The organism is Campylobacter sp. CH278 (assembly GCF_004378845.1).
GTDB lineage: Bacteria > Campylobacterota > Campylobacteria > Campylobacterales > Campylobacteraceae > Campylobacter_D > Campylobacter_D jejuni.
On sequence record NZ_RYXZ01000003.1, the window covers coordinates 206250 to 221627 of the forward strand.

Consider the following 15378-nt stretch of genomic DNA (forward strand, 5'->3'; position numbering starts at 1 on the left):
TTATATTTTTAAAAAAAATTGGAGCAAAAATGACTTGTTTATATCCTGGGACTTTTGATCCTATTACCAACGGGCATTTAGATGTTATAAAACGGGCTTTAAAAATTTTTGATGAAGTCATCGTTGCCATAGCAAAAAGTGAACATAAAAAACCTTGCTATGATTTAGAAAAACGCAAAGAACTAGCCCTGCTTGCAACACAAAATTTAAAAAATGTTAAAATCATTGCTTTTGATAATTTACTTGTAGATTTAGCCAAAGAATTAAAAGTTAATACTATAATCCGTGGACTTAGAGCGGTGAGTGATTTTGAATACGAATTGCAAATTGGCTATGCAAATCACGCACTTTGGGAAGATATGGAAACCATTTATCTTATGCCAAGTCTAAAACATGCTTTTATTTCAAGTTCTATTGTGCGTTCTATAGTAGCACATGGGGGTGATGTAAGTTCTCTTGTTCCAAAAGAAATTCTACCTTTTTTAAAGGATCAATCTTGTATGTAGTTTTTGAAGGTATTGACTGCGTAGGAAAAAGTACGCAAATTTCACTTTTAAAAGAAATTTATAAAGACGCCATTTTCACACTCGAACCTGGCGGAACAGAACTTGGAAAACATTTAAGAGAAATTTTACTTAATAAAACTCATCCTATTAGCAAAAGAGCTGAACTCTTGCTTTTTTTAGCTGATCGTGCTCAACATTTTGAAGAAATCTTAAAAACCAATCAAAACAAACTCATTATTAGCGATAGAAGTTTTATTTCAGGTATGGCTTATGCCAAAGATTTTGAAAATGATTTGCTTTTTGCTTTAAATAGTTTTGCTTTAGAAAATTTTTTTCCACAAAAAATTATCTTTTTAAAAGGAGATGCAAACCTTATCCAAGAACGCCTCAATCAAAAAGAACTAGATAGCATAGAAAAACGTGGCATTGAGTATTTTTTAAGCGTGCAAGATAAACTCGAAAAAGTGCTTCATTTTTTAAAAGAAAAAATTTCTATAGAAATTTTAACACTTAACGCAAAAGAAAATAAAGAAAAATTACACCAACAAATAAAGGAATTTTTACAATGATTAACGCTTTAAAAGGAATGAAAGATTTATTAGATAAAGATGCATATTATTATGAAAAAGTGATTAAAACCTGTGAAGAAGTAGCTAAAAACTATGGCTTTACTTTTATCAACACACCGCATTTAGAACTTTGCACCCTTTTTAAAAGAAGCGTAGGAGAAAGTTCTGATATAGTAGGCAAAGAAATGTATGAATTTATCGATAAAGGCGAAAATCATGTTTGCATGCGTCCTGAAGGAACTGCTGGGGTGGTGCGTGCCTATATAGAAAAAAAACTCGATAAAAACACTAGTGTGAAAAGATGGTTTTATCATGGTTCCATGTTCCGCTATGAAAGACCCCAAAAGGGACGCTTAAGAGAATTTCATCAATTTGGCGTTGAAAGTTTTGGAAACGCAAGCGTTTATGAAGATGCAAGTATTATTTTAATGTTAGTAGAAATTTTTTCACGCTTAGATATTAAATTTAAACTACTGATTAACTCTTTAGGCTGTTTAGAATGTATGCCAAAATATCGTGAAAATTTAATACATTTTTTAGATAGCAAAAAAGATTTTTGCGAGGATTGTTTGCGTAGAAAAAACTTAAATCCTATTCGTGTTTTAGACTGTAAAAATGAACATTGCCAAAGCTTACTTAACGATGCTCCGCTTTTAAATCAAAATTTATGCTCATCTTGCCAAAAAGACTTTGAAATTTTACAAAGCGTTTTAAAAGAAAATGAAGTGGATTTTGAAGTGGATTCTAAGCTTGTTAGAGGGCTTGATTACTACTCTAAAACGGCTTTTGAATTCATTAGCGATGAAATTGGTGCAAAAGCTGCTATTGCTGGGGGTGGAAGATATGATAGACTTATTGAATATCTTGATGGAAAAAGTGGTTTTGGTGTAGGTTTTGCCATGGGTATAGAAAGAATTATAGCCATTTTAGAACAAAAAGAAGAAAAAGTCCAAAGAGAAGGAATTTATCTTTGTGCTATGGATGAAATTTATATCCAAAAACTTTTGCATATCGCTACAAATTTAAGAAAAGAACATAAAGTGCTTTTAAGCTATGAAGCAAGAAAACTAGCTAAACATCTTGAAAACGCGGATAAAAATAATGCTGAAATTTTTCTTTGTATGGGAGAAAATGAAGCACAAAATGAAAGTTTGTTTTATAAAAATTTAGCAAAAAAAGAAGAAAAAATGATTAGAATTTCAGACTTAAAGAAGGTTTTATGATGGATTATGGTATTGATATTTGGGGAAATGAAAATTTTATTATCAAAAATGGTAAAGTTTGTATCAATCACGAAAAAAAGCCCGCTATTATTGATATAGTTAAAGAATTAAGAGATGATGGATATAAGGGACCTTTACTTTTAAGATTTCCTCATCTTATTCAAAAACAAATTGAAAATATTTACGGAAATTTCAATAAAGCAAGAAAGGAATTTGGCTATAAAGGAGGATTTAACGCTGTTTATCCTTTAAAGGTAAATCAATACCCTGGTTTTGTAAAAAATCTTGTAAAGCTTGGAAAAGACTATAACTACGGACTTGAAGCAGGTTCTAAAGCAGAGCTTTTACTCGCTATGGCTTATAATAACGAAGGTGCACCTATTACCGTAAATGGCTTTAAAGATAGAGAACTTATCAATATAGGCTTTATCGCAGCTGAAATGGGACATAATATCACTTTAACCATAGAAGGACTTAATGAACTTGAAGCTATCATAGACATAGCCAAAGAACGCTTTAAACCTAAACCAAATATAGGCTTACGCGTGCGTTTGCATTCTGCTGGAGTTGGAATTTGGGCAAAAAGTGGTGGGATTAATTCTAAATTTGGACTTACATCCACTGAACTCATAGAAGCGGTAAATTTACTCAAAGAAAACAAACTTTTAGAACAATTTACCATGATTCACTTTCATCTAGGCTCACAAATCACCGAAATTCATCCTTTAAAAAAAGCCTTAAACGAAGCAGGAAATATTTACACAGAACTTAGAAAAATGGGAGCTAAAAATCTAAAAGCTATCAATCTTGGTGGCGGTTTAGCTGTGGAATACTCACAATTTAAAAATGAAAAAAGTAGAAATTATACCTTAAGAGAATACGCTAACGATGTAGTTTTTATCCTAAAAAACATAGCCGAACAAAAAAAAGATTTAGAGCCTGATATTTTCATAGAAAGTGGGCGTTTTGTAGCAGCCAATCACGCTGTTTTAATCGCTCCTGTATTAGAACTTTTTTCTCAAGAATACGCAGAAAACAAACTCATACTTAAAAAACAAAATCCAAAACTTATCGATGAGCTTTATGATCTTTATAAAAGCATAAAACCTTCCAATGCTTTAGAATACTTGCATGATAGCATAGATCATTTAGAAAGTATTTTAACTCTTTTTGATTTGGGCTATGTGGATTTACAAGATCGTTCCAATGCTGAAATTTTAACTCATTTGATTACAAAAAAAGCCATCTTACTTTTAGGCGATAAGCAAAATCCTGCGGATTTACTTGCCATACAAGATGAAGTACAAGAAAGGTATTTGGTAAATTTTTCACTCTTTCAAAGCATACCCGATTTTTGGGGCTTAGAACAAAATTTCCCTATCATGCCACTTGATCGCTTAGATGAAGAACCGACTCGAAGTGCAAGTATTTGGGATATAACCTGCGATAGTGATGGAGAAATTTCATACTCTAAAGATAAACCTTTATTTTTACACGATGTAGATGTAGAAAAAGAAAATTATTTTCTAGGGTTTTTTCTTGTAGGTGCCTATCAAGAAGTACTTGGAATGAAACACAATCTTTTTACTCATCCCACTGAAGCTATTATAAGTATCAATGAAAAAGGCTATGAAGTTGAGGGGATTATAGAAGCACAATCCATACTTGATGCCTTAGAAGATTTAGACTATGATATACACGCTATCATGGATATACTTAATGAACGCATAAGTAATTCTAAGCTTGTAAATGACAAGCAAAAAAAGCATATTTTAGGGGAACTTTATCTTTTCTTAAATGATAATGGTTATTTAAAAAGCATAGGAGTTTAGATGAATTTTTGGGGTATTATAAAAGAAGATTTTTCTCAGCCAAAGGCACAAGATCCAGCTTTTAATTCTTGTATAGAACTTTTTTTTAATTACCCTGGAGTGTGGGCTGTAGTAAATTACCGCTTTGCACATTTTTTTTATATAAGAAATTTTAAACGTATTGCAAGAATGATTAGTGGAATTTCACAATTCTTAACTGGGGTAGATTTACACCCTGGCGCAGAACTTGGAAGACGTGTTTTTATAGATCATGCCAATGGAGTGGTTATAGGTCAAACAGCAATTATAGAAGATGATGTTTTAATTTATCAAGGCGTTACTTTAGGTGGAACAAGCCTAGAAAAAGGTACTAAACGCCATCCAACCATAAAAAAAGGAGTGATCATAGGCTCAGGCGCAAAAGTACTTGGCAATATCACCATAGGAGAAAATGCCAAAATAGGCTCAAATGCTGTAGTGGTTAAAGATGTAGGTGCAAATTTAACTGCCGTTGGAATTCCTGCTTATATTATCGAAGAGCGTAAAAATAAAAACATTAGAGCCATAGATGCAAATTGCGATGACAAACTAGAAAAGTTAGAAAAGAAAATTTTAGAACTTGAAAATCTTATATTAAAACAACCTGAATCACAAAAATAATAATTTTTTATAATACATAAAATTATATGTATTATTATGCGTATTAATTTTTCCTAAAAATTAATACAAATTTTCACATTTATTGAAATTTATAACTCATTTTTAAATTAAATTTATTGTAAAAATGCAATTTTCTGCTAAAATTAAACAAAAATTATTAAGGATTGAAAAATGCTTACAAAAAGATCTCAAGTTTTAGAAGAATCTATCACTTTAGCCATCACTGCACTTGCTAATGAACTTAAAGCCAAAGGCGAAGATATCATTAGTTTTTCAGCAGGTGAACCTGATTTTGACACACCACAAACTATCAAAAATGCCGCCATAAGTGCTATTGAAAAAGGATGTGGAAAATACACTGCTGTTGCGGGAATTCCTGAAGTATTAAAAGCTATTCAAATCAAATTTAAAAAAGATAATAATCTTGATTATGAAACAAGCGAAATTATCACCAATGTAGGCGCAAAACACTCTCTTTTTGAATGTATAGAATGTTTAGTAGAAAAAGATGATGAAGTCATTATCCCTAGTCCTTACTGGGTAAGCTATCCTGAAATGGTAAAATTTGCAGGTGGAAAACCTGTATTTATAGAAGGCTTAGAAGAAAATGGCTTTAAAATTACCGCTGAACAATTAAAAAAAGCTATCACAGCTAAAACCAAGGTTTTAATGCTAAACTCTCCTTCAAATCCTGTAGGGTCGATTTATTCTAAAGAAGAATTAACTCAAATTGCTAAAGTTTTAGAAGGAATGCAAATTACTGTTTTAAGTGATGAAATGTATGAAAAACTTCGCTATGATGGTTTTGATTTTGTAGCTTTTGCAAGTATAAGCGAAGATGCTTTAAAACGCACTGTGACCATTAACGGACTTAGCAAATGTGGAGCTATGCCGGGATGGCGTTTTGGCTATATGGCAAGTAAAAATAAAGCCCTAATTTCAGCCGTTAAAAGACTTCAAGGACAAAGCACTTCAAATATTTGCTCCATTACTCAAAATGCGGCCATTCCTGCTTTAAATGGAGAATGTGATAAAGATATAGAAAAAATGCGTCAAGCCTTTGAAAAACGCCGTAACTTAGCCTTAGATATGCTTAAACAAATCCCAAATATCAGTGTTTATAAACCAGAAGGTGCTTTTTATCTTTTTGTAAATATACAAAAAATAGAAAAAGATTCTATGAAATTTTGCCAAAAATTGCTTGAACAAGAAAAAGTTGCCGTTGTTCCAGGTATAGGTTTTGGAATGGATGGATATTTTAGGCTTTCTTATGCCACAAGCGATGAGCTTATCAAAAAAGGTTTAAAAAGAATAGCAAATTTCATTGCTTCTTATTAAGCCCTAAAGCCTTAAAATTACTTTAAGGCTTTTTAAGCACAGCATTTACCCTTTGAACACTATCTGATTTATTTAAACTCAATCTTATTATAGAATTTTCCAATCCACCTAAAGAATGCGCTACATTTGCCTCTAGGCTTATCATATCTAAAACATTTAATTCAAATTTTTCCTTTTCCACTTCAAACCAAATTTTACCACTTAAAACTTGAACATGTATAGCAAAAGGAGCTTTATGCTCTTTCATCACACTGTCTTTAGCTAATAAAATTTGAATTTCTTTACCTTTTTCATTGTCAATTAAAACATTGATTTTCACTTCTTTTGGGTTAAATTCCGCCCTATTCCATTGAATGATTTTCACAAAATCTCCTTTTTTAGTTTTATAAAACTATAGCAAAAACCAAAATATAAATTATAAACTTGTGTTAATTTATCCTTCTTTCCACCAAAAATCCTGTTTAAATTTAGCCCCTATTTCATAAGCCTCGCCCATTTTTGGTGTGATAAGGGGTTAAAAACTGAATTAAATAATATATAAAAAACTGTAAAAATATATTAATTATTTATATATTTAATATTGACTTTATTGTAATTTTTTGATAATATTTCTTTATGAATAAGTTAATTGCAATAGGATAAGCTTCAAAGCTTCTTGGTGTTACCATACAAACTCTTAGGAATTGGGATAAGCAGGGATTATTAAAGCCTGATGAAATCACAAAAGGCGGTAGTCGTAGGTATAAATTAGAATCCATAAAAAGAATTAATAAAAATATTAAATTTAATGCCGATAATCTTAAAACTATTACTTATGCTAGAGTAAGTAGCCACGACCAAAAAGATGATTTAATAAGACAAGTGCAGGTTTTAGAGCTTTATTGTGCTAAAGCTGGATTTAATTATGAAATCATTCAAGATTTAGGCAGTGGCATGAATTATTATAAAAAAGGACTAACTAAGCTTTTAAATCTTATTTTAGAAGGACAAGTAAAAAGATTAGTTTTAACCCATAAAGATAGGTTGCTTAGATTTGGAGCTGAACTTGTATTTGCAATTTGTGAAGCTAAAGAAGTCGAAGTTATTATTATTAATAAAGGCGATGAAAGTATTAAATTTGAAGAAGAACTTGCTAAAGATGTTTTAGAGATTATTACAGTATTTTCAGCTAGACTTTATGGCAGTAGAAGCAAGAAAAATAAAAAGCTTCTTTCATCTATGCAAGAGGTTATAAGTGACAATCTCTCATAAAATAGAATTAATTCCAAACAATAAAGCAAAAACACATTTCAAAAAAGCTTTTGGTTGCTCTCGTTTAGCTTATAATTGGGGATTAGCCAAATGGCAAGAGTATTATAAACAAGGCATTAAAAAGTCTCATCTTGAGCTTAAAAAAGAGTTTAATGCCATTAAAAAAGAGCAGTTTCCCTTTGTCTATGAAGTCAGCAAATATGCTACACAACAGCCATTTTTAAATTTAAACTTTGCCTTTCAAGCATTTTTCAGGGACTTAAAAAAAGCTAAGGTGAGCTATCCTAAATTTAAGAAAAAAAAGAGAAAGCTTTGGAAGTTATTATATAAGCGGAGACCAAGTAAGTTTTAAAAAAGAAAAGTATCTTAAAGTGCCAAATCTTGGACTTGTAAAAATGCGTGAGAAATTAAGATTTGAAGGTAAGATTAACTCCGTCACTATTAGCCAAAAGGCTAACAAATTCTTTGCTTCTTTTAGTGTAGAGATTAATGAAGAAAACTTTCATAAGACACATAAAAAAGTTTTAAACACTAATAACTGTCTAGGTATAGATGTAGGTTTAAAATCCTTTATTAGTTTATCTAACGGCTTACAGATAAAAGCACCTAAGCCTTTAAATAAGCTAAATAGGCTTTTGGTTAAAAGAGCTAGACAACTAAGTAAGAAACAACACGCAAAAACCAAGCAAGAAATATTACAAGGTATTAAAAAGTCTAACAACTATAAAAAAGCGTCTATAAAGCTTAATAAACTACACTCTAAAATTTCAAATATTAGGGCTGATTTTTTACATAAATTATCAAGTTTAATAATAAGAAATTTTAACTACATAGGACTTGAAGATTTAAATATCAAAGGAATGCTAAAAAATCATCATTTAGCTAAAGCTATAAGCGATGTAAGCTTTTATGAATTTAAAAGAATGCTTAGTTATAAATCACAATATCATAAAAGAAAAATTATTGAAGCTCCTAGATTTTATCCAAGTTCTAAAACTTGTTCTTCTTGCAAAAGTATAAAAGAAGATTTAAAGCTAAAAGACAGAATTTATCATTGTAAAGAATGCGGATTAAGCATTGATAGAGATTATAACGCTTCTTTAAATTTAAAATACTTTGCACAAGAAAAAATAGGCTTAGTTCAAGCCGAATTTACGCCTGAAGACTTGACAGCTCTATTAAAGGATTTAGCAATAAATAATTTAATAACCAGCAAGGTTGAGACAGGAATACAACAAAAATCCCATTTATAGAGTTTTATATCTATTTATAGGATTTTATAGGTTTGTGAGAACGGTAAATCTAAATTTTCATAAAGAAATTTTATCACTTCATTCCACGCGTGAGTTCCTGCTAAAAATCTCCCCCAATGTATAGGCATGACAGCCTTTGCATTAAGATCTTTTGCTTCTTTTAAAATTTGTTCAGGAAAAGAGTGTGAATATGGCCAAGCGATATTAAACTGTCCGCTTTCAAGACAAGCTAGATCAAAACTTCCAAAATATTCACCTATTTTTTTAAAATGTGTAAAATATCCTCCATCTGCACTAAAAAACACTCTCTTATCTACACTTAAAAATTCCATCACAAAAGAAGCCCAAAGGGTTTTGTTTTTACCATCTCCTCTACTTGAACTGTGCTGTGCAGGTGTTGCAATGATTTTTAAATCACCAAATTCTACTCCACTCCACCAATCAAGCTCTATGATTTTTTTCTCACTCACCCCATAGCTTTTTAGATAATTTCCCACTTTTAAAGGTGTGATAAAAAATCGTGCTTTTTCTTTTAAAGCTTTTATACTCTTAGTATCTAAATGATCAAAATGCGAATGCGTGATAATCACAGCAAAAATTTCATTAAAATCATTTACATTATAAAAGGAGTATTTTTAAAAGCCTTATTGATAAAAGAAATAGGCGAAGCATGAGTGTTAAAAATAGGATCAATCAAAATTTTATATTCTTTAAAACTTATAAAAAGCGAAGAATGTCCAAGCCAAGTAATATGCGGAATGCTAAAACTACTCAAATCAGGCTTGAAAAAAGGTAATTTAAAAGAAGGAATGGCATTTTTTGGATAAAGATAATAATACCTCAAAATTTCTTTAAAAGACACTTTAGGAGTTATAAGACTTTGCTCATTTTCATTAAGAAAAATTTCATATTTTTTACCCTGTATTTTTTTAGCTTTTAATCTTTCATTATTTGAAATATCAAAGGTTTTAAATGATAAATTCAAATTTTTCCTTTTATGTTTATTAAGATTATATCTAAAAAGTTTTTAGACTGATTTTATTTTACGCTAAGTTTAGTTTGCTTGTGTTAGAATAAGTAAATTAAATACTAGGTAAAATGATGCAAAAAGAGAATTTATATAAATTAGACAAAATAATTCAAGAAATTGATTTTATATTTGAACAAACTAAAGGCGAACTTGTGCAAGCTTTAAAAAATGAAACCAAACAAAAAGCTATTTTCATGTCCCTAATCAATATTAAAGAAACAATAAAAAATATTCAAGATAGCGCAGATGCTGAAGTTATGGTAATTTTTCGCGAAGAAGATATGAAAAGACTCTCAAAAAGTAGAAATATTGCGGCTCATAATAGTCAAGCTATGGATTTAAATATCGTAACAAACCTTATTCGCTATGATTTGCCAAAGCTCAAACAAAATATTGTTAATTTTAAAAATAATCCACATAATTTCAATTTTATTTCAAAAGAAAAAAGCATCAAGAAAAAAATACTAAAACCACTGGAAGTATTGATTATTTTTTTATTTATATGTATTTTATCTTGCATTGTTTTTATCACCTACTTTTTACTTAATAAATCTTCTAAAAATATAAGACAAGAAAATTCTTCGTATAGCTTTCATACAAACTATTTTTATTCCCTAGAACCTTTTACTCTTAACCTATCACAATCTGGCAGACAAAAATATATACATTGTGCTATTGATTTGGAATTAACAGGTAAGATTTCTTCAGAAAATTTTACAAGAATTTTGCCTGTTATTAGAGATATCATTATTCAAACCATTCTAGCAAAAGAAATACAAGAAAATGAATTATCTGATTTTAAATTAGAACTTCAAAGAGAATTGCTTAAAAAAATCAATGAAAAATTAGGTAGTAAGCTAATAAAAGGATTATATTTTAAAGATTTTGTCATTTCCTAAAAATTTTTAAAAAATTTTCAAGCCTTTTAAAAAGGCTTGAATGGAGATTTTAGGATTACTCAACTTCAGCGTCGATTACATCGTCATCTTTTTTCTTTTTATCATTAGCTGTATTTGGCTCATCTTTTTTATACATATTTTCAGCTAGTTTGTGAGAAACTTCACTTAAAGCTTTCATTTTGCTTTCAATCTCTTCTTTGCTTGCATTTTGATTTTTCAAAGTCTCACGCAAATCATCAAGAGCTTTTTGGATATTTTCTTTATCAGCAGCGGCAACTTTTTCACCCAACTCACTTAAAGATTTTTCTACCTGATGCGCTAAGCTATCAGCTGCATTTCTAGAATCTACAGCTTCTTTGCGTTTTTTATCTTCTTCTTTGTGAAGTTCAGCATCTTTTACCATGTTATTAATTTCTTCTTCGCTAAGTCCGCTTGAACCTGTGATTTTGATCTCTTGAGCCTTACCTGTTGCTTTATCTTTTGCACTAACAGTTAAAATACCATTTGCATCGATATCAAAAGTAACTTCGATTTGTGGCATACCGCGTGGTGCTGGTGGAATTCCTTCAAGATTAAAATTTCCTAAAGATTTATTATCACGACTAAATTCTCTTTCCCCTTGTAAAACATTGATAGTTACAGCACTTTGATTATCTTCAGCGGTTGAGAAAACTTGCTCTTTTTTAGTTGGAATAGTTGTACCTTTTTCGATAATCTTAGTCATTACCCCACCTAGAGTTTCTATACCCAAAGAGAGCGGAGTAACATCAAGTAAAAGCACATCTTTAACATCGCCTTTTATAACCGCACCTTGAATCGCCGCACCAATAGCTACAACTTCATCAGGATTTACAGACTTGTTAAGATCTTTATTAAAAGCTTTTTTCACTTCTTCTTGCACTAAAGGAACACGAGTAGAGCCTCCTACCATAACAATTTCTTTAATCTCATCTTTTTTAAGACCTGCGTCGCTTACTACTTCATTGATTTTAGTGATGGTTTCAGCTACCAAAGAATCAATCATACCTTCAAATTTAGCTCTAGTAAGTTTTTTAACCAAGTGTTTTGGCCCACTTGCATCTGCTGTGATAAATGGTAAATTAATTTCAGTTTCATTAGCTGAGCTTAATTCTTTTTTAGCATCTTCTGCTGCTTCTTTCAAGCGTTGTAAAGCCATAACATCATTTTTAAGATCTATGCCTGTTTCATCTTTAAATTCATTAGCTAGAAAATCAATAAGTTTATTATCAAAATCATCGCCCCCTAGGAAAGCATTACCACCTGTTGCTAAAACTTCTACTACATTATCGCCAGTTTCAAGCACAGTAACGTCAAAAGTTCCCCCACCTAGATCATAAACCACGATTTTTTCACTATCTTTTTTATCAAGTCCATAAGCTAGAGCTGCTGAAGTAGGCTCATTGATAATTCTTAATACATTAAGTCCTGCTATCGTTCCTGCTTCTTTTGTCGCTTTTCTTTGCGCATCGTTAAAATATGCAGGCACAGTAATAACCGCATCTACAACACTCTCGCCCAAGAAAGCTTCAGCATCTTCTTTTAGTTTCATTAAAACTTTTGCTGAAATTTCTTGCGGAGTATAAATTTTCCCTGCAATCTCAATCGCACAAGCACCATTTCTTTCAGTGATATGATAAGGAAGTCTGTTTTTAGCTTCTTTAGCCGCGTCTTCATTGATCATCAAACCCATAATTCTTTTAATAGAATAAATAGTTTTTTCAGGGTTAGTTACCGCTTGGCGTTTTGCACTATCTCCTACTAAAACCTCGCCTTTATCTGTAAAAGCCACCACAGAAGGAGTTGTATTTTTACCTTCTTTATTTGGAATTACTTTACTCTCACCGCGTTCATACACAGCAACACAAGAATTGGTTGTTCCTAAATCTATACCTATAACTTTACTCATTTTTTATCCTTTTTATTAAAATTTATTTTGCTACACTAACTTTGGTTGGGCGGATTACGCGATCGGCTATTTTATAGCCTTTTTGAAGCACGGTAACCACTTCACCACTTTGATGATTTTCACTATCTACATGAAACATTGCCTCATGTAAATTTGGATCGAACTCTTTTTCTTCTTTGATAAGAGCCACTCCATGCTTTTCAAGTTTTTTAAGAAACAAATCTAAAGTGTTTTGCACTCCTTCTTTGATTTTTAAGCTAATTTCATCATGACATTCGACATTAATAGCTGCTTCTAAAACATCTAAAACATCAAGCAAATCCTTTGCAAAGCTTTCATTTGCATAAGCCATAGCACTTAGCTTTTCTTTTTCCATTCTTTTTTTAATATTTTCAAATTCAGCGTTTGCACGCATATATTTGTCTTTTAATTCATCATAGTCTTTTTGCAATTTGTTTTGCTCAACATCTTCGATATTTTGCAAATTCTCATCTTGCAAATGTTCAGAATTTTCTGCGTTTTCGTTTTCAAATTCTTGCTTTTGCTCGCTCACGCCGCCTCCTTTATGTATTGTAATATTTTTTTATAATCCGTATAAACACTACCTGCTAAGATAATATTTACATCTTCGCCCAAAAACTGCGCATCCACCTTAAGCCCCATAAAACCTTCTTTAAATAAAGGTTCAAATTCAAGACTTTCTTTAAAATAACGATGAACTCCGCAATCTAAGAGCTTAACAAATTCATCATTTTGATAAATTTGATAAGCTCTTTCTTCATTACTTCTATAGCAAATCAAATTTTGTCTTAAGCTAGCTATTTTTTCTACAAGATCGATAAAATGAACTCTCAAAGCTATTTTTTCTATGCTAAAAAGATCCAATCCTATAAGACTTTGTAAAAAATTCCATGCTTCTTTTTCATATTTTAAAACGAGCTCTTCTTCTTTAAAATCAAGCACTATAAACTTAGCATTTAGATCAAGCACTTCTTTAAGCACTAAGCTTCTACCACCATAAACAAGACAGTAAATTTCAAATTCTTTACTCAACTCTTTTAAAAAATTCTCACTTTTGATATTGATATCTTGATCTTGTTCTTTTTTCCAAAAACTTTGCCAGTAATTTTGCATTGTCAAAATAGTAGGAATTCTACCACTACTTATATGAAGCTGAGTGATCAAACCCTCGTCGCTAAGCCTTTTAAGATAGACGCGTATAGTTGAAGCAGGGATGCAAAGATTTAAATTCAATTCATTTGAACCAATAGGAGCATTATCTAAAAGATAAGTTTGGATGATAGAATCTAAAATCAAATCCTTTTTATCTCGGCTTTTCATAGCTCTTTCCTTAAATTTTTAGCACTCTATTTTTTGATTGCTAGAAGTATTATACAACATTGAGTGTTATTTTGTCAAGTATAAATATAAAAAAATATACTTAATTTTATTTAGTCTATATGACTAAACTTTTATTAGTTACTTTTTTATAAGAATACAATATATCAATATATCAAAATAAAAATAACAATACACTTTACAAGATAATTATAAAAACTAAGCCCAAATTTTAATTAAATCAGCTATTTTTCCATAACTTGTAGAATTTGTATCAAAATAAGTTTGCTTCATTTCGTTGACAATTTCACCAAGATTGTCATAATTAAGTTTAGTTGCATCTTCAGGTTTTAAACCTAGCATTTTTGCACTTCTTTGTTTGAATAAATCCACAAAAGCTTCATAGAAAATTTTAAATTTATCCAGATTAAAAACAAGTTTTTTATTACCAGTTTCTTTATCTTCAACTTCATCAAAAATTTTATCAGATAATTGCATTTTAAGTAGAGATTTTTCATCTTCACTTAAATCATCATATTTTACACCTTTACCTAATTTATCCAAGATATCTTTAATTTCTATTGTATTAGTTTGATCAAATTTAGTTAAAGTTAATATACCTACACTTTCAGTCCATCCAGAATTTGGAGCTTTGGTTTTTACTGCTTGCATGCCAGTTTCGCTAAAACTAAGCTCTCCATCAAAATCTCCATCTTTTCTTATCATTTTATCAAGCTCTAAACCTATAGTTCTACCAGCATAATCTGTATCTTTGGTATCATCTGGACGCATTTCTCTAAAATCTTTTTCAAAACCAAATAGAGTATCCACGCTACCATTTAATTGTGTATAAGATTGCACAAAAAGTCCTAAATTTGTTTCCTGTGCTACAAAACCACTTTTCGTATCTTCAAGCTCATAATCTTCTAAATATCCATCATTATTTCTATCGCTAGCCATATAAGCTCTAGTATATGCTATATCAGCATACCATCCAGCCACGAAATTTTCAGCTTTTCCACTTAATATATATGATCCATCAAGTCTTTTAGTCATATCTTCTTTATCAAATTCAATTCCCATTTTATTGATAGCTGTTGAACTTAAAGCACTACGAACGAGTTTATTTGTAATAGGATCTCTAAAATATATAGTAGTCATACCTCTTTCAGCTTTTTTCACTTTATCACTTACCTTTTGATTGAAAACTTTTTCATCTTCTAATCTTTGAAGCATAGTTTGAGCTACATCTGTTTTTTGATCTTGAAATGAAGAGGAATTTTCGTCTTTTTCATTAAGAATCTTTGGTTTTAAATTCAACTTAAAAGATTTATATACACTAGCTTGCTGAGAAGATTTAGATATGGGTTGAAAATGATTAAGAAAATTTATAAAATCCATTTTGATGCCTTCAAATTTTCGACATCTTTTCAAAAATATTGCTAATATATTCTATGTAATTTTAACTTAGAAAATTTTAAATTTTATCCTCTATTACTTTCCAAACCCCTAAAAACACCCTATTCTCTCTAAAAACCCTAACCAGTAACAAACTCTTTTTTAAACACAATTC

12 protein-coding genes and 3 pseudogenes are annotated in these 15378 nt (G+C 30.5%); 9 read left to right on the top strand and 6 right to left on the bottom strand.

Going from position 1 to position 15378, the window contains the following annotated elements; genetic code table 11:
- Window positions 1-29: 29 nt before the first annotated feature.
- From coaD to ELQ04_RS03970, 6 genes are all read left to right on the top strand, one after another.
- On the top strand, window positions 30-506 hold the full coding sequence (gene coaD / locus ELQ04_RS03945) for a pantetheine-phosphate adenylyltransferase (protein WP_002852633.1): 477 nt from the start codon (window positions 30-32) through the stop codon (window positions 504-506).
- Window positions 497-1075: a dTMP kinase gene (gene tmk, locus ELQ04_RS03950; protein ID WP_004316950.1), complete on the top strand. Its 579-nt coding sequence runs from the start codon at window positions 497-499 to the stop codon at window positions 1073-1075. The genes coaD and tmk overlap by 10 nt, the downstream gene beginning before the upstream one ends.
- Complete coding sequence (hisS, locus tag ELQ04_RS03955; protein WP_004316949.1) at window positions 1072-2298, top strand: histidine--tRNA ligase; 1227 nt, start codon at window positions 1072-1074, stop codon at window positions 2296-2298. The genes tmk and hisS overlap by 4 nt, the downstream gene beginning before the upstream one ends.
- A complete protein-coding gene (gene speA / locus ELQ04_RS03960) occupies window positions 2295-4130 on the top strand; it encodes a biosynthetic arginine decarboxylase (RefSeq protein ID WP_032595244.1) in 1836 nt (611 codons plus the stop codon). Before hisS ends, speA begins: the two co-directional genes overlap by 4 nt.
- Window positions 4131-4769: a serine O-acetyltransferase gene (gene cysE, locus ELQ04_RS03965; RefSeq protein WP_002893248.1), complete on the top strand. Its 639-nt coding sequence runs from the start codon at window positions 4131-4133 to the stop codon at window positions 4767-4769.
- Window positions 4770-4940: 171 nt separating this feature from the next.
- Window positions 4941-6107, top strand: coding sequence for a pyridoxal phosphate-dependent aminotransferase (locus tag ELQ04_RS03970; RefSeq protein WP_044778125.1), 1167 nt, complete (start codon window positions 4941-4943; stop codon window positions 6105-6107).
- Window positions 6108-6129: 22 nt separating this feature from the next.
- Here the strand turns inward: ELQ04_RS03970 and ELQ04_RS03975 are convergent, their stop codons facing one another.
- Window positions 6130-6471: a cupin domain-containing protein gene (locus ELQ04_RS03975; protein WP_002934448.1), complete on the bottom strand. Its 342-nt coding sequence runs from the start codon at window positions 6469-6471 to the stop codon at window positions 6130-6132.
- Between the two features lie 251 nt (window positions 6472-6722).
- Here ELQ04_RS03975 and ELQ04_RS03980 point away from each other — a divergent pair.
- Together ELQ04_RS03980 and ELQ04_RS03985 are read left to right on the top strand one after the other, a co-directional pair.
- Window positions 6723-7358: pseudogene (locus ELQ04_RS03980) on the top strand (IS607 family transposase).
- Window positions 7342-8611, top strand: a pseudogene (locus ELQ04_RS03985) (RNA-guided endonuclease TnpB family protein). Before ELQ04_RS03980 ends, ELQ04_RS03985 begins: the two co-directional pseudogenes overlap by 17 nt.
- A gap of 14 nt (window positions 8612-8625) precedes the next feature.
- Here the strand turns inward: ELQ04_RS03985 and ELQ04_RS03990 are convergent.
- Window positions 8626-9596, bottom strand: a pseudogene (locus ELQ04_RS03990) (MBL fold metallo-hydrolase).
- A gap of 116 nt (window positions 9597-9712) precedes the next feature.
- On the opposite strand from ELQ04_RS03990, the gene ELQ04_RS03995 reads away from it, so the two are divergent.
- Complete coding sequence (locus ELQ04_RS03995) at window positions 9713-10540, top strand: flagellar basal body-associated FliL family protein (protein ID WP_002938661.1); 828 nt, start codon at window positions 9713-9715, stop codon at window positions 10538-10540.
- Window positions 10541-10595: 55 nt separating this feature from the next.
- Here ELQ04_RS03995 and dnaK read toward each other — a convergent pair whose 3' ends face one another.
- The 4 genes from dnaK to ELQ04_RS04015 all read right to left on the bottom strand — a co-directional run bounded on the left by dnaK (window position 10596) and on the right by ELQ04_RS04015 (window position 15206).
- A complete protein-coding gene (gene dnaK / locus ELQ04_RS04000) occupies window positions 10596-12467 on the bottom strand; it encodes a molecular chaperone DnaK (RefSeq protein ID WP_002938658.1) in 1872 nt (623 codons plus the stop codon).
- Window positions 12468-12489: 22 nt separating this feature from the next.
- Window positions 12490-13020, bottom strand: a complete 531-nt coding sequence (gene grpE / locus ELQ04_RS04005) for a nucleotide exchange factor GrpE (protein ID WP_002938655.1) — start codon at window positions 13018-13020, stop codon at window positions 12490-12492.
- Window positions 13017-13808 carry an HrcA family transcriptional regulator gene (locus ELQ04_RS04010; protein WP_002938654.1) on the bottom strand — a complete coding sequence of 264 codons (792 nt, stop codon included), beginning with the start codon at window positions 13806-13808 and terminating at the stop codon, window positions 13017-13019. Before ELQ04_RS04010 ends, grpE begins: the two co-directional genes overlap by 4 nt.
- Before the next feature lie 216 nt (window positions 13809-14024).
- Window positions 14025-15206: a hypothetical protein gene (locus ELQ04_RS04015; RefSeq protein WP_044778126.1), complete on the bottom strand. Its 1182-nt coding sequence runs from the start codon at window positions 15204-15206 to the stop codon at window positions 14025-14027.
- Window positions 15207-15378: the final 172 nt, after the last annotated feature.